Raw genomic sequence first — 19,729 nt, forward strand, 5'->3', positions numbered from 1 at the left:
GCTCGTCAACTCTCAAGTCTCAGGGATGCCAGCTCTTACGGGTGCTTGGCGATGAACTGCTCGACATTGTCCTTGGTGGTCAGCGTCGCGTCCTGCAGATCTTCGGCGGGGACTTTTTCGCCGGCCACCAGCTTGATCGCCGCATCGACGGCGAGCCGGCCCATGCCTTGCGTCTGCTGGGTCGCGGTGACGTCGAACACGCCGTCCTTCAGAGCCTTCAGCGCCGCCACGTCGCCGTCGAAGCCGGCGACCCAGACCTTGTGGCCGGGATTGGCAACCTTGACCGCCTGTGCGGCGCCCAGCGCCAGCGCATCGGCCTGTCCGATGACGATGGAGACGTCCGGATGCGACTGCAGCAGGTCCTGCGTTAGCTTGAAACCTTCGTCCTGGTGCCAGCCTTCGCTCCACAGCTCGCCGACCACCTTGATATCAGGATAGGACTTCAGCGCTTCGCCGCAGCCCTTGGAACGGTCGACTTCCGGCGTCGTACCCTTCTGGCCGTGGATGATGATCAGCTCGCCCTTGCCGCCGGCCTGCTTGGCGATGTAGTCGCAAACGGCCTGCGCCGAGGCAACGCTGTTGGTGGCGATGAACGTGTCGCCGGGCGCGCCGTCGGCGTTGCGGTCGACATTGATCACCGGGATGCCGGCGGCCTTGGCGGTCTTGGTCGGCACGGTGGCGGCGGTGGCGCCGGCCGGGATGTAGATCAGCGCGTCGATGTTCTGCGTGATCAGATCCTGCACCTGGCTGACCTGCGTCGCCGAATCGCCCTTGGCGTCGACGGTGACGATCTCGATGCCCTTCTCCTTGCCGTAGGCTTCGACCGATTGCTTGATCTGGTTGAAGAAGTCGGCCTGCAGGTTGGCGACGGCCAGGCCGAGCTTCTTGGCCTCCTTGGCCGAGGCGATGTCGGTGAGGCCGAGCAGCGGAATGATTGCGGCCGCGGCAAGCAGCAGTGAACGTTTGGTCAGCATGTTTTCCTCCGTTGATAGTCAAACTGTCCCGCCAGCGCATCGCGCCCCTTGGAACATCCCAGTTTCGGATCGACCGATCCGTCTATCGCCCGGACGCTCCGGGCGAATTCCTCATTGCGCCCCCTTCTCAGTGTGTCCGCCGGCGCCAGGTGTCGGTGGCAACCGCCAGCGCGATCACCACGCCGATCACCACCTGCTGGATGAAGGGCGAAACGCCGAGCAGATTGAGCCCGTTGCGAAGCACGCCGATGATGAGCACGCCGACGGCGGTGCCACCGATCGAGCCGACGCCACCCGACAGGCTGGCGCCGCCGATGACCACGGCAGCGATGGTGTCGAGCTCGTAGCCGAGGCCGGAGCTTGGCTGCACCGAATCCAGCCGTGCCGCCAGCACGATGCCGGCGAGCCCGGCAAGCACGCCGCAAATGGCGTAGACCCAGTTGGTCAGCGACTTCACCGGAATGCCGGAGAGCCGGGCGACCTCGGCGCTGCCGCCGATGGCGTAGAGGCTGCGGCCGGTGGCGCGGTAGTTGAGGAAGATGGCGAAGACGATCGCCAGCACGATCATCAACCCGACGGTGACCGACAGGAAGCCGAAATGGCGGATGATAGACAGGTTGGTGAACCAGTCGGGGAAACCGACGATCTGCGAGCCGTCGGTGATCATGTTGGCAAGCCCGCGCGCCACCGACATCATCGCCAGCGTGGCAATGAAGGGCGGCAGCTTGGTGAGCGTCACCAGCAGGCCGGAGGTCAGCCCGCACAGGCCGGCGACGACGAGCGCCGCGACGATACCGGCAGGAATGCCGAGATTGAGGTAGTCGGGATGGGCGACGAAGCCCATCACCATCGAGGCCAGCGCCAGCACCGAGCCGACGGAGAGGTCGATGCCGCCGATCAGGATGACCAGCGTCATGCCGATCGCCATGATGCCGAGCACGGTGATCTGGTCGAGCACGTTGAGGATGTTGCGCACCGTCAGGAACGTGTCGGTGGTCAGCGTCAGCGCCAGGCACAAGAGCGCCAGGCCGATCAGCGGTCCCATGGTTCCGGCGAACAGCGCTGAAAGCTTCGCACCCGTCGCGCCTTGAGCGCCGGTCGCGGCTTTCAGATCGCTTGCATCGTTGCTCACGGTCACTTCGTCTCCTCCGTCAGCGAATGGCGATGGCTTGCCCGTCCGCTCTTGTTCACCAGGCTCCTCCTTGTGAACAATTTATCTTTGATATGCAATTTTGTTCAGCTAAACTGTTCATCAGAAAATTGTCAAGTGCTGTCGCGCCATTCGGAGGCGGTTTGCGTGGCAAGGCGGTTTGCCTTACGGGAAGGCTTGCTGCGGGAGGGCAAGAAAGATGGCGGTGATTGAGAACGAGAAGGCGTCGCGCTTTCCGGATGCCGAGCTGAAGGCCCGCGCCGCCTGGCACTACTATGTCGAGGGGCTGACGCAGGAGCGTATCTCCGAGATCCTCGGCATCGGCCGCATCAAGGTGCATCGCATCCTCTCCGCCGCGCGCGAGGAAGGCATCGTCCAGTTCCGCATCCGCGACAGCGTCGTCGAATGCGTGCAGCTTGAGGAAAGCCTGAAACAACGCTTCGGGTTAAGCCAGGCCGTCGTGGTTCCGTCAGCCGCCGACCGCAACAACGCGCCGCTGATGATAGGCCATGCCGCTGCCGCCTACCTCGCCGACAACGTCAACGCCGGCGATGTCATTGCGCTGGGCTGGGGCCGCACGCTGAAATTCGCCATCAACGAATTGCCGCGGCGGCCGATCGCCAGAACCACTGTCGTTTCGATGCTCGGCGGCCTCACCCATGCGCAGCCGCTCAACCCGACCGAAAGCGCCTGGGAGTTCGCCGAAAAGATCGGCGCCGAATGTTTTCTGCTGCCAGTGCCGGTCTATGCCGATAGGCCCGAGCAGCGCGATGCCTTCATGAGCCAGCGCAGCGTCCAGGACGTCGTCTTCCGCGCGCGCCGCGCCAACATCGCCGTGCTCAGCGTCGGCTCGTTTTCCAACGACAGCCCGATCGCCAACTACGGCTTCATCAAGCCGAGCGAGCTCGAGGAATTGCAGGCGGCAGGTGCCGTGGGTGACATCCTCTGCCACTTCATCGACGCCGAGGGCCGCCCGGTCGATCACGAGGTCAACCGCCGCGTCTGCGCCTATCCGCTGCAGGAGTTGTCGGACATCCCGAACATCATCCTGGTTTCGGGCGGTCAGGAGAAGGTCGCGGTGATGCGCGCGGCGCTGGCGGGCACCAAGGTTTCCGTGCTGATCACCGACGAGGATGCGGCCAAGGGCTTGCTCGGCCGCTGAAGCTCGTGGGCCTTTTCAGAATTTGCAGGGCTCGGGACGGTTGTCGTCCGACCAGTCGGCAAGCGCGATTGGCCTGAATTTTCCCGCGACCGGCTTGCCGTCGTCCATATCCTTTGAGGCGACGCCTTTGCCGGTGAGGAAATTGATGTCGCAGCCTCCGAGCGTCGTCTCGACCGTGCCGTCAGCTTTCTGCACGTTCCAGTCCCAGTCGCGGCTGTAGCCGGCGACCAGGAATTTGCCGCCGCTATAGACAATCGTCAGCGTCGCTTCCCAGGATTTATTGGCGCCGCAGCCGAAGCACGAGGTGACGACAAGCGACCCATTGCTCTTCTCGTCGAGCGCCAGGACATGATCCTCCGTCAGTGCTTTTTTGATGAAGTCAGGCTTGCGCGAAGGATCGAGCTTTCCCTCGCCGGCAGCCAGATAAAGCGAGAGATCCGCCGACCCATCGTCGGGGTTCGTGGTGATCACGGCCCGATCGATCCGGCCGTCATTGTTCATGTCGAGTGAGATTTCGAAAGGCGGTTCGTCCTGCGCACGCGCTGCCATTGGAGCTGCCACAAGAGCGGCAATCCAGGGCAGGGCAGCAAGGTGAAGTGCAGCCTTCATGATGCCGATGAGTCTAGCATCCGCCGGACAAGACACAAAACAAACGGTCGGAGGATAGGAATTGTAACGGCGCGCGACCTCAGACCTCGCCCAGCCGCGCATGGATATCGCGTGTCGCGTGATAGAGGTCGCGGTAGATCGCCTTGCGTGCCCGATAGGCCGGCACCAGCGCCATATCAGGTTCGACACGCCTGGCCGGCGCCGCCGCCATTGCCTTGGCGGCTTCTTCCGGCGAGGCGAACCAGCCGATGGCCGAAGCCGCTAGCATGGCAGCGCCAAGGGCCGCCGCCTCGTTGACCGGCGAGACGAAAAGCGGCCGCTCGAGCACGCTGGCCATGATCCGCATCAGCAGCGCAGAATTGGTGCCGCCGCCGGCGGCGATCATCTCCGCCGGCCTGCCGCCGCTCTCGGCTTCCATGGCTTCGCTGGCGATGGCCTGCTCCAAAGCGATACCTTCCAGCGTCGCGCGGAAGAGATGCCTGGGTTCGTGGTTGAGCGACAGGCCGACGACGGCGCCTCGTGCCGCGCCATCCCAATAGGGGCTCATGACGCCAGCCCAGTAGGGCATAATCAGCAGCCCGTCGCTGCCGGCAGGCACATCGACGGCAAGTTTCTCCAGTTCTGCCGCGGAAGCCGCACCTGTGGTGCGCAGGATCCAGTCGACCAGTTGCATGCCCGAGCGCAATACCGTCTCCAGCATGAAGCCGGAGCCGGTCGGCGAGACCAGCGTGCGAAATGCGTCCGACGTGGTGACCGTGCCTGAATAGCAGCCGCTGACGACACCCGAGCCAAGCGAGAGGTAGCTCCTGCCGGCACCGTAGACGCCCATGCCCAGACCCATCGCCTGGCCGTCGCCGGCGCCGGCAACGACCGGCGTGCCGGTTTTCAGCCCGGTTAGCTGCGCAATGCTTTCGGCAAGTCCGCCGCAGATTTGGCCTGGGCCGATCAGCGCCGGCAATTGCCGTGGCTGAAGGCCTGCGGCCGCGATGAGGTCGGCATGCCATCGCCCTGTCGCGATATCGAGCAGCCCAAGCGGATCAGCGCTTGCCGTGCTGGTGACGAGGCGTCCGGTCAGCCGGTGGACGAAGAAGCCGTGAACATCGACCAGCGCCGCCGCCTTGGTCAGAACTTGCGGCTGGTGCTCGGCCAGCCAGGCGATGGCGTAAAGCGCCGGCGTCGGGTCCGGCGGCTTGCCGCTCCAGTCGCGGATCGCTTCGCGGCCGAGTTCGGCCGACAGCCTGGCGACCTGCGGCCGCGCACGCTCGTCAAGCCACAGGATCGCGGGGATGAGCGGCTTGCCCTCGTCATCGATCAGCGTGAAGCTCTCGCGCTGATGCGCGATGGAAATGGCCGCCACGCGCGTGGCGCCGGCCTTGTCGGTGACCTGCTTCAGCGCGCTGACCAGGGCTGCCCACCAATGTTCGGCGTCCTGCTCGAAATGGCCGGGCTTCGGGTTTGAAAGCGGATAGGTTTCGCGCGCCTGGAACAGCTCCGCGCCGTCGCGGGTGAAAGCAATCGCCTTCACGGCCGTCGTCGAGGCGTCGATCCCGATAACGACGTCGTCCATCAGAGGCCCCGAAGGTTCAGGCGGCGTTGGTCACGAACCGTCCGTCCGACTGGTCGAGACGGCGGCGGATCTGCGTTATCACCATCGAATCGTCGGGTACACAATTTTCATAGGTCAGGAAGTCGCCGGTCTTGATCGGCTTGACCACCCTGGCGCGTTCGGCCAGCCCGAGCGGCAGTGCACCCTTGGCCCGCGCGTCCTCCCATGTCATGGCGAAACCGCGATAGTCGGTCTCGCCGATCATCCCGAGCGACTGGCCGGCGCCGAGATCGCTTTTGGCCACTGCCACCGCCTCGGCCACTGGATGGTCGAGCGGCTCCATGTCGGCGCGCTTGTAGACAACGGCGCGCGCCGCCGACAGCGGCACTTCCAGGCTGGTCAGGTGATAGGGGCGGAAGATCGTGAAATAGGGGCCTTTGCCGACCTTGAGGTCGATCATCCGCTCCATGACGCGCGGATGCCTGGTTTCGATGACGCAGAACACGCCCGGCGCCACGCCCTTGCCAATGGAGTAGTCGACCACGCCCTTGCGGTGCAGCACGCCGCCATCCTCGCGCGGGCACAGCACGCTGGCCAGCTCCTCGAGCGTCGCCGTCGGGCCGTGCATGCCGGGCACATCAGGCACCAGGCCGGTGGCGTTGGCGATCGCCACCATCTCGATCGCCGTCTTCGAGCCGTCGACGAACTCGACCAGCATGCGCGCATTCATGTTGCGCTCGGCCGCTTCCTTCTCGTAGTCGGCCGGCATGGCGTCGATCTTCAGCGGATTGTTCTTGCCCTTGCCGGCGGCGATGATGTTGAAGCCGAGGCTGCGGGCAAAGCCGATGATCTCCAGCGTGCAGGCGGGCTCGTCGCCGGCAGCACCGGTGTAGACGACGCCGGCCTTGCGGGCTTCTTCCTTGAGGAAGCGGCCGATGGTGATGTCGGCCTCGACATTGAGCATGACGATATGCTTGCCGTTCTTCATCACTTCGAGCGCAAACAGCGTGCCGATGTTGGGATTGCCGGTGGCGTCGATGATGACGTCGATGCGGCCGGCCGCGGCCAGCGCATGCAGGTCCTCGGTCACCGCGATCTTGCCGGCCTCGATGGCGCGGTCGATGGCCGAGGCGTTGGCCGCCTGGACGATGTCGGAACGGTCATGGCCGGCGAGCAGCGCCGCATCGATCGCCGCTTGTGGCCGCACCTCGGAAATGGCACCGATCCGCATGCCCGGCATCAGCGCCACCTGGACGACGATGTCGGTGCCCATCTGCCCGGCGCCGGCCAGGCCGATGGTGATAGGCCCCTGGGCTTCAGCGCGCTGCAGAAGTTCCGCTGCAAATTGCGGATGGGCCATATCGCTTCCTCCAGTCATGACGCACTGCTGCGTCAAATCATCATTTTGAACATTCCTATTTCTATTTGAAAAATATTTCAACCCCTCCGATCGTCATCCTCGGGCTTGACCCGAGGATCCATGCCGCGACATCAGCCGACGAACGCCACGGCGCAAGATAGATCTGCACCCTGCATTCTTCGACGGATGGCACGGAATGGATCCCAGGGTCTACGCGACGGAGCTTCGCTCCTGCTTCGCCCTGGGATGACGAAGCACTGGGCTGTTTCAGCCAATCTTGCTGGTTGCGCTGGCCGTGGACTAGACCGATCAAAAATACCCGCTGGAAGCGGCAGTCGCCTCCTTCGGAATCTCCACCCCATCGACCAGGATCTTGTCGACAAGCTCGTGATGAAAACACACCAGGCCCTTGATGCGCTCGGCCTCGTGCACCGGTTCGGGATAGTACCAGACCATGTTCTCGTGCCGTTTGGTGGCGGTCGTCACGTGGTAGTAGTTGGAGATGCCCTTGTAGGGACAGCGCGAGATGTAGCGGCTGGGCGCGAACATATCGAGCCTGGTGTCGGCGATCGGCAGATAATGGCGCACCGGGTGGCCGGTCTCGAACAGGAACACGCCGCGGCGCGAATCCGCCACCTGTTCGCCATCGAGAATGACCTGCACCCGCCGCGACGAGGGCAGGCAGTCGACTCGGCGGAACGGATCACGGGCATGGACGAAGATCTCCTCATCCTCCTCGAACCAGTGGCCCATCTTGCTCCACACGAACGACATGTAGCCGGCGATCGGCGGGCAGCCCTTGGCCGGATCGAGGTAACGCCACGCCCCATCCTCGACCAAAGTGATGCCGGTGTTGAGCGAGTAGAAGGTGGCAGTGCCTTTGTAGGGGTCCTCGGTCGTCGTCTTCGAGGGCAGCAGGAACTCCTCACGCACATCCTCGATCGGGAAATAATAGACCGGCAGATGATCGGATTCGTAGAACATCAGCGCCTTTGTGGTGTCAGCGACGGTCATTGAGCCCACCTGCACCCTTATCCTTTTCAGCGAAGGCATGGTGAAGGCGACATAGCCGGGCTCGAACTCGTACTGGACGATCTGGTCGAGCACAGGGAAATGCGGTCCACGACCGCGCAGATGGGGCTTGCGAATGGTGGTCTCCCGTTTCTTGTCTTTCGTGGCCGAACGCTGGTGCATGGTGAAGCCGGTTTCTTGTTAAGGGCGACAAAGCCCGAACCGAAGGTCGACGCGGCAAGAGCTGCTCGCTTTGTCGCGCGGGGCTCTCGGTCCGGGATCCTCTACCCCAAGGATACGCGATCGAGCAGCAGTCCGGCGGCAATCGGCGGCAGGCCGCTGACATTCTTGCGCACCGGCACCAACAAGTCGGGGAAATAGCTGAAGATGACTGGCGTCTCGTCGAGCAGCAGCTTCTGGATGTCGGAGGCCGCAGTCCGCTGCGCGCCGATATCGAGCGCCTTCAGATAGGACGTGACCATGCCGTCATAGGCCGGGCTCTTGAAATGCGCCGCGTTCCACGGCCCGTCGCCGACCAGCGGGCTCTTCAGGAAAACGTTCGGCACGCTGCGGTGGGCGTAGTCGGTGATGCCGAGTGGGCTGTCCAGCCAGTCCGACTGTCCGAACACCGCCTTGCCGTAATATTTGTCCTGGTCCTCGATGTTGAGCGCGATGCGGGCGCCGATCTCCTTGGCAAAATTCTGGAACAATTGCGCGTAGCCCGGAATGTCGGAATAGCGCAGCGTCGTCAGCGTGATGTCGAAGCCGCCAGCCAACCCCGCCGCTTCCATCAGCTGCTTGGCCTTGGCGATGTCCTGCGCACGCTGCGGGATCGATTTGTCGGTGGCCGGGAAGGCCGGCGCGAAGGGGCTGTCATTACCGGTCGCCGCCATGCCGCGGCAGAGACCGTCGACCAGTTTCGAGCGGTCGATGCAGAGCGCCAGCGCCTGGCGCACGCGCTTGTCGGTGAACGGCGCCATGTCGCAGCGCATGTGCAACTGGCGATGCGCGGTCGAGGCGACGCGCAGCACGGTGATGTCGGGACTGTTCAGCACCACCTGGCTGACATCGAGCGGCACGGCGTCGAGCAGGTCGACCTCGCCGGCCTGCAGCGCCAGGATGCGCGGCTGTACGTCGCCGTAGAACTTGAATTCGAGCCGGTCGGGCAGGGCCTTCTCGCCCCAATAGTCGGGGTTGCGGATGAAGGTGGCGCCGACCTTGGGCGTATAGCTCTCCAGCCGGAACGGGCCGGTGCCTTCGAAGGTCTTTTCGTAGTCGCCCTTGTAGCTCGCCGGCAGGATGACGGCGTTGTAATTGTCGATCGACACCGAATAGGGAAAGCTGCCGTTGGGCGCATCGAGATGGAAGGCGACGGTGTGGTCGTCGACCTTTTGCGTGCCGCCTTTCGACAGCAGGCCCTTGAACACGGAGAGCGCATTGGAAGCGCCGGCCGGATCGGCAAGCCGGTCGAAGGTGGCGACGACGTCGTCCGCCCTAAACTCTTCGCCATTGTGGAATTTCACGCCCTTGCGCAGCTTGAAGGTCCAGACGCTGCCGTCCTCATTTGGCGCCCAGCTCTCGGCCAGCACCGGCTTCAGGGTCAGGTCCGGCTGGGTGACGCAGAGAAACTCGGCGGTCTGGAACACCAACTGGTAGCTGCCGCTGTCATAGTAGGTGACGGGATCGATGGCGCCGCCCGGCGTCGCGATGCCGGCACGCACCGTGCCGCCGGGCTTGCCCTCGGCGCGGGCCGGCTCTGTGCCAAAACCAGCGGCGGCGACAAGGCTGCCCAGGAACGGCAGCGACAGGCCGAGCATGCTGCCATGCCGCAGGAAATCGCGCCGGCCGATGCGGCCGGCCAGCAACTCGTCGACAGCGGAATTTTCGATGGCGCTTAAAGTCTTGCGGGCGGCATCGGTGGTTTGGAAATGCTTCGGCATGGGCGGCATTCCTGTTTTCGTGGGGGCTGCGCCAAATAGTTCACTGTTGACCGCGGCCGGAAAGCGATATTTTTTGATGGCGGCCATCGAAATTTTCGATGACGGAGCCAAACCATGGACACTGAGAATCTGCGCAGTTTTCTCGAGGTTGCCACCCATGGCAGCTTTACCGTCGCCGCCAGCCGGCTGAACCTCGCCCAGTCCACGGTCAGCGCGCGGATCAGAGGGCTGGAAGAGCAATTGGGGCGCCGGCTTTTCGTCCGCGACCGCGACGGCGTCACGCTGACGCCGGCCGGCCGCCAGTTCCTGCCGCACGCCTCCACGATCACCCGCACCTGGGAGCAGTCGCGGCAGGACATCGCGGTTCCCGATGGCTATGAGACGCTGCTGCGGCTCACCGCACCCGCCTATCTGTGGGATCGCATCACCTCGTCCTGGATTGCCTGGATGCGCGAAAGGCGGCCGAACGTGGCGCTCCGGCTCGAAGGCAGTTTCCCCGACCAGGCGATCGACCAATTGGCGGAAGGCCTGCTCGACATCTGCATCCTCTATCTGCCGCGGCCGCATCCCGGCGTCGTCTATGAGACGCTGGCCGTCGACCAGGTCGTGCTTGTCCAGCATGCCGCGCAGACCAGGCCGTGGACCGAGAACTACATTTTCATGGATTGGGGGCTGGAGTTCCGCATCGAGCACGACCGCGCCTTTGCCGGCATGGTGAAGCCGGCCATCTCGGCCGGGCTGGTGTTCATCGGGCTGCAGCACGTGCTGTCGCAGCAGGCGGCGGCCTACCTGCCGCTCAGCGCCGTCGGCGGTCATATCGAGCGCGGCGAGATGCGGCGCATCGAGGATGCGCCGGTGTTCCAGCGGCCGATCTATCTCGCCTACCCAGCAAACCCGATCTCGTCGGACACGCTCAATGTCGCGCTCGACGGGTTGCGCGCGCTGGCCAGCGACTGGACGCCAGCCGAGGGTTTTGCCGAAGGCGACCGCGTCTTCAGCATGGCCGATACCTATCGGCTCTAACCCACTGGAACGGCCTGCTTCGGCGCCTGCAGCCTGGCCAGCTCCGCATAGGGAATGTGGCAGCGGATCGAATGGCCGGGCTGGGCTTCGCTGAGCGGCGGTTCCTGCGTCTCGCAGATCGCGCCGATCTTGCGCGGACAGCGCGTGTGGAAGACGCAGCCGGACGGCGGATTGGTGGCGCTGGGGATTTCGCCGTCGAGGCGAATGCGCGCCGTCTCGGTCTGGTCGAGCTTGGGCACCGCCGACAGCAGCGCTTCGGTATAGGGGTGATGCGGCCCGGCAAAGACGTTTTCGGACGGTCCGAGCTCCATGATGCGGCCGAGATAGAGCACGGCGATCTTGTCGGAGAGGTAACGCACCACGCCAAGATCGTGCGAGATGAAGATGTAGCTGACGTCTTCCTTCGACTGCAGGTCGGCGAGCAGATTGAGGATCGCCGCCTGCACCGAAACGTCGAGCGCCGAGGTCGGCTCGTCGCAGACAACGATGCGCGGCTCGCCGGCGAAGGCGCGCGCAATGGCGACGCGCTGCTTCAGCCCGCCTGAGAGCTGGCGCGGCTTGACGGCCAGATGCCGGTCGGTGAGCCGTACCGAGCGCACCAACTCTTCGAGCCGTGCCTGCAATGCAGCGCCCTTCAGGCCCGCCAGCCGCTTCAGCGCGCGGCTGATCAGATGGCGGATCGAATGCGAGCGGTTGAGTGCTGAATCCGGGTTCTGGAAGACGATCTGCATCGCCTTGATCTGGTCGTCGCTGCGGCTTTCCAGCCGCGGCGCCAGCGTCTTGCCTTCGAGCTCGATCGTGCCGCCTTCATCCGGCGGCACGAGGCCAAGCAGCAGCCGGGCAAAGGTCGTCTTGCCGCTGCCGGATTCGCCGACCAGGCCGAGCGTCTCGCCCGGCCACAGGCTGACCGAGACATCTTTTACCGCCCGCAGCGCATGGCCGTGGCTGGAATAGGTCTTGTTCAGCCCTTCGACGCGCAGCACCGCCGGCGCCTCCTTGCGGGCAGGCACCGTGACGTCGCTCGGTGTCGCGCGCGGCAGCGCCTGCGCCTTCTCGTGATAGTGGCAGCGCGACAGCCGGACGCCGCCATGGCCATCGTCAAGCTCATAGAGCGGCGGCAATTCGGTGCGGCAGCGGTCATCGGCCAGCGCACAGCGATCGGCGAAGGCGCAGCCTTTGATGGTGGCGCCGATGCCGGGCAGGAAGCCCGGAATGGTGTCGAGCCGGCCATGGTCCTTGCGCTGGCCGCCACGTGGCAGGCAGCGCAGCAGCGCCACCGTATAGGGATGGCGCGGATCGCTGAACACGCGATCCGTCGGTCCTTCCTCGACCAGCATGCCGGCATAGAGAACGCCGACCCGGTCGCACATGTTGGAGACGACGGCGAGGTTGTGGCTGATGAACAGGATCGAGGCCGAAAGCTCTTGCCGCAGCTGCGCGATAAGGTCGAGCACCTCGGCTTCCACCGTCGCGTCGAGGCCGGTCGTCGGCTCGTCGAGGATCAGCATCGTCGGATCGTTGGCCAGCGCCATGGCAATCGCCACGCGCTGCTGCATGCCGCCGGAAAGCTGGTGCGGATAGCGCTGCATGACGCTCTTCGGATCGGAAATGCGCACCCGGTTCAGCATGGCGACGGCGCGCTCTTCGGCCGCTTGTCCCGAGACGCCGCCAAGCTCGAAAATCTCGGTCAGCTGGCGGCCGATGCGCAGCGACGGGTTCAGCGCCTTGCCCGGGTCCTGATAGACCATCGACACACTGTCGGCGCGGGCGCGCCTGAGCGCCTCGGCGTCGAGCTTCATGACATCCTGGCCGTCGAGCGAAATCGCCCCACCGGTGATCGAGCCGTTGCGCGGGAGATAACGCACCACGGTCAGCGCCACGGTGGATTTGCCGCAGCCGGATTCACCGACCAGCCCGTAGGCCTCGCCGCGGCCGATGGTGAGGCTGAGATTGCGCAGCACCGCGCGGTTGCGGCCGTTGACGCGATAGGCGACGGAGAGGTCGTGGAGGTCGAGCGCGTTGGTCTCAGTCATTGAGCGCCCCCTGAACGCCGTCGGCCGCTAGGTTGACGCCGATCACCAGCGAGGCGATGGCGAGCGCGTCGAACAGCACCGTCCACCAGAAGCCGCCGCCGATCATGCCGTAATTGGACGAGATCGACAGGCCCCAGTCGGGCGAGGGCGGCTGGATGCCGAAACCCATGAAGGAGAGCGTGGCGACGGCAAAGATCGCATAGCCGAGCCGCACCGTGGTCTCGACCAGGATCGGTGGAATGACATTGGGCAGGATCTCGACGAACATCGTGTGCACAGCACTTTCATGCCTCAGCTGCGCAGCGGCGACATAGTCGAGTTCGCGTTCGGCAAGCACCGCCGAGCGCACCGTCCGCGCAATGATCGGCGCGAAGCTCAGGCCGATGACGACGATGACCGTCGCCTTGGAAGTTCCGAGCGCGACGATTGCCAGCAGGGCGACGATGACCACCGGGATCGCCATGAAGGCTTCGAGGATGCGGCTGACGATGTCGTCGACAATGCCGCGGAAATAGCCGGTGAAGAGGCCGAGCGCGGTGCCCGCCACGGTCGCCAGCAACGTCGCCAGCGGCGCCACCGTCAGGATGTCGCGCGAGCCGACGATGACGCGCGAGAAGACGTCGCGGCCGATCTGGTCGGTGCCGAACCAGTGCTCGCCCGAAGGCGGCGCCAGCGCGTTGATGATGTCGTCGGCAAGCGGGTCATAGGGCGCGAAATGCTCACCGAACAAAGCGCAGGCGACCCAGAACAGCACGATGCCGAGGCCTACCAGAAAGGTCGGCGACCGCAGCAGCGAGAAGAACACTTCGGCCCAGGGGCCGCGCGGGGCGGCAGTGTCGGGCGCCGGGGTGGTGTCGGTGGCGCTCATTGATCTGTCCCCAGCCGAATGCGTGGATTGAGCACGGAATAGAGAAAGTCGGCGGCAAGGGTCGCCACCGCATAGACGATGCCGATGGTCAGGATGCCGGCTTCGAGGATCGGGAAATCCTTTCCGCGCGCCGCGGTGAAGATCAGCGAGCCGATGCCCTGGTAGCGGAACAGCGTCTCGATGACGACGAGGCCGCCGATGAGATAACCGGTCTGCGTGGCGATGACGGTGATGGTCGGCAGCAGCGCGTTGCGCAACACATGGCGCCAGATCACCGTTCGCCATGGCAGGCCCTTGAGCACAGCGGTGCGCGTGTAGTCGGAATCGAGCGCCTCGATCATGCCGGAGCGCGCCATGCGGGCGATGTAGCCGAACAGCACCAGGAACAGCGGCAGCGACGGCAGGATCAGGTAATAGAGCTGGGTGAAGAAGCCGGCGTCCTTCGGCCATGCCGCCGAGATCGGCAGCCATCGCAGCCACACGCCGAAGATCAGGATCAGAATGATGCCGGTGACGAACTCCGGCAGCACCGTCACCGACAGGCCGCCAAGGCTGATGATACGGTCGAGCGGCCGGTTGAGGTTGAGCGCGGCAATCACGCCGCCGAGAATGCCGATCGGCACCACCAGCACGAAGGCGACGGCCGCGAGCTTCATCGAATTGACGAGCGCATCGAGCACGAACGGCGCCACCGGCGAGCGGAAGATATAGGACGTGCCCATGTCGCCCTGGATGAAATTCCAGATCCATCTGCCATATTGGGTCAGCAGCGGACGGTCGACGCCGAGCGTGTGGTTGAGCGCATCGACGGCACGCTGGTCGGCGAACGGCCCCAATATGGCGCGCCCGACATTCCCGGGCAGCACCTGGCCGCCCAGAAACACCATGATCGAGAGCAGGAACAGCGTGACGAGCGACAGCGAGACACGCCGGACGAGGAAGGAGAGAATGGCTTAAACTCCTTGCTGAGTCAGCTCCCGTGCGGGAGCTGACCGTTAGAGGATTGGCTTTCTCTTTCCGTTCAGGCCTTCGACGCCTTGTCGAGGAACAGCTGCGACATGGCGGTCGGCTGCACGCCGGTCACGCCCTTCGCCGTCGCCGTCAGGTAGTCGTAGAAATAGCCGAAGATGACAGGCGTTTCCTCGAGCAGCAGCTTCTGGATCTTGCCGGCATCGGCCTTCTGCGCTTCGAGGTCGAGGGCCGCGATGTAGCTGGTCGCCAGCGCATCGTAGTCCTTGTTCTTGAAGTGCGCCGCGTTCCAGGTGCCTTCGCTCTTCAGCGGCGCCGCCAGATAGACATTCGGCACGCCGCGGTGGCCGTAATCGGTGATGCCCATCGCCGAATCCAGCCAGTTCGATTTGCCGAATACCGCATCTCCATAATAGGCGCCCTGGTCGAGAATGTTGAGCTCCAGCTCGATGCCGATTTCCTTGACCCAGTTCTGGACGAGCTGGGCGTATTCCGGAATCTCCAGATAGCGCTCGGTGGTGAGCGTCATCTTGAAGCCTGAGCCGACGCCGGCGGCTTCCATCAGCTGCTTGGCCTGCGCGATATCCTGCTTGCGCTGCGGCACGGTCGTATCGGTCGAGGGGTAGACTGCGGCGAACGGGCTGTCATTGCCGAGCGCCGAGCGTCCCTTCATCAGACCGGCGGCGAGCTTCTCGCGATCGAGGCAGAGCGCGATGGCGCGGCGCACGCGAGCGTCCTTCGTCGGGCCTTCATCGCAGTGCATGTGCAATTGCTGATGCGCGGACGACTTCAGGCTGATGATGTCGACGCTCGGATCGTTGAGCAGCGCCACGCCCGACAGCACCGGCATCTGGTTGATGATGTCGACCTGTCCGCCTTGCAAGGCCAGGATCATCGGCTGCATGTCGGCAAAGAAGGTGAACTCGGTGCGTTCCGGCAGCGCCTTCGGTCCCCAATAGTTCTCGTTGCGGACGAAGGACGCACCGACCTTCGGCGTGTACTTTTCGATCTTGAACGGTCCTGTGCCGTCGAAGCTCTTCTCGTAATCGCCCTTGTAGCTCGCCGGCACGATGACGGCGTTGTAGTTGTCCGACGACAGCATGTAGGGGAAGTTGCCGTTCGGTGCGTCGAGATGGAACTCGACCGTATAGTCGTCGACCTTCTTCGAGGCGCCCTTCTTCAGGATGCCGTTGAAGACCGATAGCGCGTTGGAGGAATTCGCCGGATCGGCGAGGCGGTCGATACTGGCCACCACGTCGTCGGCCTTCATCTCGCCGCCCGAATGGAATTTCACCCCCTTGCGCAGCGTGAACGTCCACACCGTGCCGTCGGCGTTCGGCTTCCAGCTTTCGGCAAGTGCGGGCTGCAGCACCAGGTCGGGGCCATCGATGCAGAGGAATTCGGCCACCTGCTGCATCACCAGAAGACCGCCGGCGTCGGCAATGGTCACCGGGTCGATGGCCGCGGCCGGCACGCTGCTGGCGACGCGAATGGTGGCGCCTGGCGCCCCTTGAGCGCGGGCGAGCGAAGGCATGCCACTGAGGCCGGCCGCGGTGGTGATGCCGCCGAGAAGCGGCAGCGACAGGCCGAGCAGGCTGCCATGACGAATGAACTCACGGCGGCTGACGCGGCCGTCGACGAGCCCGTCGATCAGGTGGTTTTCGAGCGGCGTGCGCTGGCGCCGGATGAGGTCGAGAAGGCGGTAATTCTTGATCATGGGTCTACCCTTTCCCCTGTGTTCTTGTCGTTGGCTGGTGTGTTTATGGCTGACGAAATTCCGTGGAGTTCTCCTTATCCCGGCCGTCAACGAAGTCTTTCGACCGGGACTGTAGCATGCGATTTTCCGCGGTCCATCTGGTCCACAATGAGGAGGGACCGGATTTTGCGAGGCATCTGCTTTTTACCCGTTCGTCCCGCGCGCTTGTGATCGTTGCCACAGCCGCAGGCTTCTCTTGTTGTATCCGTCTCTTGTCGGCTTGTGTGATCACTCCTCGTTGTTTTGATGCAATTGCCGGCCGAAAAACCGCCTAGTTCAACGGCAGCCGGCGATAGGTGCCGGGCTTTTCCGGATCGTGGTATTTGTTGCACGGCCCGTTCTCGATAAAGTCGCGATTGCAGGCGGCAAGCCTGTCCTGCGACAGCGTGACGCCGAGGCCGTGGCCTTCCGGCACCGCCACGACATTATTCCTCGGCGAAAACGGCCCTTCCTCGATGATGTCCATCGGCTGCATGCGAAACAGCGACTGGTTTGGCTCCCGGATCCAACCCAGTGCCGCGCACAGATGCAGGTAGACCGCGCTGCCGACGCCGGTATCGCCGCTGTAGCACCAGTAGTCGATGCCGGCGTGCTCGCAGGCGCCGACGAAGCGCTGCATACGGCTGATGCCGCCATGCGCGGTCGGATTGCCGACAAAGGCGTCCGGCACCTTCAGCACCATGGCGCGGGCAATGTCGATATTGTGGGTCGAGAACGGGATCGAGGTGTGACGGCGCAACTCGCGCATCTCTTCGATGCTCGCCACCGGGTCCTCCCAGTTGCGCACGCCAAGCTCCTCCAGCGGCCGCGCCAGTTGCCTGGCGGTGGCCAGCGAATAGGCCTGGTTGGAATCGATGCGGATCATCACCTCGTCGCCGAGTTTCTTGCGGATCAGCTCGACCATTTTGAGCGAAACTTTCGGATCATGCGTCGAGAATTTGCCTTCGAAGAAGGTGGTGCCGAAGCGCTCGTTGAGTTCGACGCAATAGTCGGCGACTTCCTCCGGCGTTTTCTCGCCCTTCACCTCGGCCCCATCGCCGCGCAGCGAAAAATAGTCGGTGAACGGGATATCCTTGCGCACGGCGCCGCCAAGCAATTGGTAGAGCGGCTGCTTCCATGCCTTGCCGCGCAGGTCCCACAGCGCCACCTCGATGGCGCCGAAGGCCATGATGCGGGTGCGGTCGTTGATCGACTGCACGCCGCTCCAGAACGGCAGGCAGACCTCCTCGGCGCCGGCAATGTCGAAGACGTCACGGCCGACAAGCCGTGGCGCCAGCACGTCGTTGATGACGGCTGCGGCGGCCGGCGTCGGCGCTTCGCCGATCCCAACCAGCCCATCCTCGGTTTCGACCTCGACGATGGTCGGCGAGAAGCCGTCGAGCTCGCCGAACACCCAGACGTAAGGGGCTTCAAGCCGGTAATTGATCGGTGTTGCCTTGATGCGACGGATCTTCATTTCAGCCGATCTCGAAGAAGGGTTCGCCGAGCAGACTCGGGTCGACATCGATGCCGAGGCCGGGTCCGTCGGGAATGCCCATATGGCTGCCGGTGACCGGCGGGGCGTTTTTTGCCGTGCGCACTGTCACCCATTCGTGGAAGGCGATGGCGTGCAGCCGGCGCTCCGCCGGCGTCGACAGCGACAGATGCGCCATCGCTGCAGTGTCGATCTCGGCGCCGCCCGTGTCCTCTACCGTGATCATGAAGCCGAGATCGACGGCGACGTCGCGGATCTGCCGCGTCTTGGTTACGCCGCCCAGCCGCGAGATTTTCAGCGTCAGCCCGTCGGCTGCGCCGAGGCGGTGGATTTCCAGCATTGCCTCGAGCGAGATGACGCTCTCGTCGAGCACCATCGGCTTGTCGAGCATGCGGCGCACCGACATGTTTTCCTCGATCGAGGTGCAGGGCTGCTCGAACGTGTAGTCGATGCCGCGCGTGGCGTCGGCGAACTGGCGCGCCTGGTAGGGCGTCCAGCCGGCATTGGCGTCACAGAAAATGACAGTGCCTTTCGGCACGGCCGAGGCGACGGTCGTGACGCGCTCGATGTCGTCATGCACATTGCCGCCGACCTTGACCTGCAGGCGCCGACATCCCTCGGCGATGATCCTCTTGGCCAGCGCCGCCATCTGGTCGAGCGTGCCATGGGTGACGACGCGGTAGGTCTCCGCCATGTCGCTTTCGCGGCCGCCGAGCATGGTCACCAGCGGCACGTCGGCGGCGCGCGCCGCCAGGTCCCAGCAGGCCATGTCGAGCGCCGACTTGATGTAGGGATGGCCCTTGAACACCGTGTCCATCAGCCGGCCGATGCCGGCCAGCCCGCGCGGGTCCTGGCCGATCAGATGCGGCGCTATTTCGACCACGCCCGCGCGCGTTCCCGCCGGAAAAGCGGCCGAGTAGAAATTGCCGAGCGGCGCCATCTCGCCCCAGCCGGTCACGCCGCTGTCGGAGGTGATGGCGACGATCACCGCGTCGAAGCAGTCGGCCTCCCGCCCTTTCGACATGCGGTAGGGCCCGTCCACGAAGGGCTGCACGACACGATAGGCCTTGATGGTTTTGATCTGCACTTGTGTACGTCCGTTGTCGCTTGGTGTTGAGGAGGATCAGCCCTTCGACGTTCGCTGTTCGAGGCCACGCGCATAGGCAAGCAGCTCTTCGAAATCGAGGTCGATATGCTCGCGCGCATGACGCTGGGCAGCGCGCATGTCGGCGCCCTTTAGGAGCCGCACATAGGTCTCGTGGACGTCTTCCGCCGGCACCGGCTCGTTGCGCGCCCGCTGATGCAGGGCAAAATACATTTGCAGCCGGCTGGTCAGCCGCTGCCAGGTTTCGAGCAACACCGAATTGTCGGCCCACTCATAAATCAGCCCGTGCAGTTGCAGCGCGGTTTCGATCTGGCGGGTGGTGTCGAGCGCGCGCGTCGCCTGCTTCACCGCCTCGTGGCGGCTGTCGAGTTCGTCGAAGAAGCGCTGGTCGCGCAACTTCCAGGTCCGCTCGATGGCAAATTCATCGAGCACCTTGTTCAGCGAATAGGCGTCGTCGATGTCCTTGGCGGTGACATCGATGACGAACGTGCCGGCATAAGGAATGCTGGTCAGGATGCCTTCCTGCACCAGCTCGCGCATCGCCTCGCGTAGCGGCGCGCGGCTGACCCGCATCTGCTCGGCGATCCTCAGCTCGTTGAGTTTTTGCCCGGGTTCCAGCTGGCCGGTCAGGATCGCGCGCCTGAGCAGCGCGACGATCTCGGCCCGCCGTGTCGTATCCGCGATCGGACTGAAATCCAGCTTGGCCATGTCGCCACTCCAGTGAGAGCCGGAAACAAGACAAGCAGATT

General features: G+C 64.3%; 16 protein-coding genes. 2 read left to right on the plus strand and 14 right to left on the minus strand.

From position 1 onward, the window contains the following. Positions 1-35 precede the first annotated feature (35 nt). Together AC1DYJ_RS16735 and AC1DYJ_RS16740 are read right to left on the minus strand one after the other, a co-directional pair. The gene (locus AC1DYJ_RS16735) at positions 36-974 is read right to left on the minus strand and encodes a substrate-binding domain-containing protein (protein WP_477286749.1); all 939 of its coding nucleotides are present in this window, start codon (positions 972-974) and stop codon (positions 36-38) included. 127 nt (positions 975-1,101) lie between these two features. Then, positions 1,102-2,085 carry an ABC transporter permease gene (locus tag AC1DYJ_RS16740; protein ID WP_477286950.1) on the minus strand — a complete coding sequence of 328 codons (984 nt, stop codon included), beginning with the start codon at positions 2,083-2,085 and terminating at the stop codon, positions 1,102-1,104. 238 nt (positions 2,086-2,323) lie between these two features. Here AC1DYJ_RS16740 and AC1DYJ_RS16745 point away from each other — a divergent pair, with 238 nt between their 5' ends. Then, complete coding sequence (locus tag AC1DYJ_RS16745) at positions 2,324-3,286, plus strand: sugar-binding transcriptional regulator (RefSeq protein ID WP_477286751.1); 963 nt, start codon at positions 2,324-2,326, stop codon at positions 3,284-3,286. A gap of 15 nt (positions 3,287-3,301) precedes the next feature. Here the strand turns inward: AC1DYJ_RS16745 and AC1DYJ_RS16750 are convergent, their stop codons facing one another. The 5 genes from AC1DYJ_RS16750 to AC1DYJ_RS16770 all read right to left on the minus strand — a co-directional run bounded on the left by AC1DYJ_RS16750 (position 3,302) and on the right by AC1DYJ_RS16770 (position 9,752). Beyond that, on the minus strand, positions 3,302-3,835 hold the full coding sequence (locus AC1DYJ_RS16750) for a hypothetical protein (RefSeq protein WP_477286753.1): 534 nt from the start codon (positions 3,833-3,835) through the stop codon (positions 3,302-3,304). A gap of 139 nt (positions 3,836-3,974) precedes the next feature. Next, positions 3,975-5,462 (minus strand): xylulokinase, encoded by a 1,488-nt coding sequence (locus tag AC1DYJ_RS16755; protein ID WP_477286755.1) that lies wholly within the window; start codon positions 5,460-5,462, stop codon positions 3,975-3,977. A gap of 16 nt (positions 5,463-5,478) precedes the next feature. After that, positions 5,479-6,801, minus strand: coding sequence for an NAD(P)H-dependent oxidoreductase (locus tag AC1DYJ_RS16760; protein WP_477286757.1), 1,323 nt, complete (start codon positions 6,799-6,801; stop codon positions 5,479-5,481). Between the two features lie 309 nt (positions 6,802-7,110). Then, the gene (locus AC1DYJ_RS16765) at positions 7,111-7,995 is read right to left on the minus strand and encodes a DUF427 domain-containing protein (RefSeq protein WP_477286759.1); all 885 of its coding nucleotides are present in this window, start codon (positions 7,993-7,995) and stop codon (positions 7,111-7,113) included. 101 nt (positions 7,996-8,096) lie between these two features. Beyond that, positions 8,097-9,752, minus strand: coding sequence for an ABC transporter substrate-binding protein (locus AC1DYJ_RS16770; protein WP_477286761.1), 1,656 nt, complete (start codon positions 9,750-9,752; stop codon positions 8,097-8,099). 114 nt (positions 9,753-9,866) lie between these two features. On the opposite strand from AC1DYJ_RS16770, the gene AC1DYJ_RS16775 reads away from it, so the two are divergent. After that, positions 9,867-10,775, plus strand: a complete 909-nt coding sequence (locus tag AC1DYJ_RS16775) for a LysR family transcriptional regulator (protein WP_477286763.1) — start codon at positions 9,867-9,869, stop codon at positions 10,773-10,775. On the opposite strand, the gene AC1DYJ_RS16780 is transcribed toward AC1DYJ_RS16775, so the two are convergent. The 7 genes from AC1DYJ_RS16780 to AC1DYJ_RS16810 all read right to left on the minus strand — a co-directional run bounded on the left by AC1DYJ_RS16780 (position 10,772) and on the right by AC1DYJ_RS16810 (position 19,688). Next, positions 10,772-12,808 (minus strand): dipeptide ABC transporter ATP-binding protein, encoded by a 2,037-nt coding sequence (locus AC1DYJ_RS16780; RefSeq protein ID WP_477286765.1) that lies wholly within the window; start codon positions 12,806-12,808, stop codon positions 10,772-10,774. The genes AC1DYJ_RS16775 and AC1DYJ_RS16780 overlap by 4 nt on opposite strands. Continuing rightward, positions 12,801-13,676: an ABC transporter permease gene (locus AC1DYJ_RS16785; protein ID WP_477286767.1), complete on the minus strand. Its 876-nt coding sequence runs from the start codon at positions 13,674-13,676 to the stop codon at positions 12,801-12,803. The genes AC1DYJ_RS16780 and AC1DYJ_RS16785 overlap by 8 nt, the downstream gene beginning before the upstream one ends. Beyond that, a complete protein-coding gene (locus AC1DYJ_RS16790; RefSeq protein ID WP_477286952.1) occupies positions 13,673-14,626 on the minus strand; it encodes an ABC transporter permease in 954 nt (317 codons plus the stop codon). The genes AC1DYJ_RS16785 and AC1DYJ_RS16790 overlap by 4 nt, the downstream gene beginning before the upstream one ends. A 71-nt stretch (positions 14,627-14,697) precedes the next feature. Further along, positions 14,698-16,362: an ABC transporter substrate-binding protein gene (locus AC1DYJ_RS16795; RefSeq protein ID WP_477286769.1), complete on the minus strand. Its 1,665-nt coding sequence runs from the start codon at positions 16,360-16,362 to the stop codon at positions 14,698-14,700. 310 nt (positions 16,363-16,672) lie between these two features. Next, positions 16,673-17,857 carry a mandelate racemase/muconate lactonizing enzyme family protein gene (locus AC1DYJ_RS16800; protein WP_477286771.1) on the minus strand — a complete coding sequence of 395 codons (1,185 nt, stop codon included), beginning with the start codon at positions 17,855-17,857 and terminating at the stop codon, positions 16,673-16,675. A gap of 1 nt (position 17,858) precedes the next feature. Next, positions 17,859-18,962 carry a mandelate racemase/muconate lactonizing enzyme family protein gene (locus AC1DYJ_RS16805; RefSeq protein WP_477286773.1) on the minus strand — a complete coding sequence of 368 codons (1,104 nt, stop codon included), beginning with the start codon at positions 18,960-18,962 and terminating at the stop codon, positions 17,859-17,861. Positions 18,963-18,998: 36 nt separating this feature from the next. Further along, a complete protein-coding gene (locus AC1DYJ_RS16810) occupies positions 18,999-19,688 on the minus strand; it encodes a GntR family transcriptional regulator (RefSeq protein WP_477237159.1) in 690 nt (229 codons plus the stop codon). Positions 19,689-19,729: the final 41 nt, after the last annotated feature.

Source organism: Mesorhizobium sp. P2_B11 (assembly GCF_056404855.1).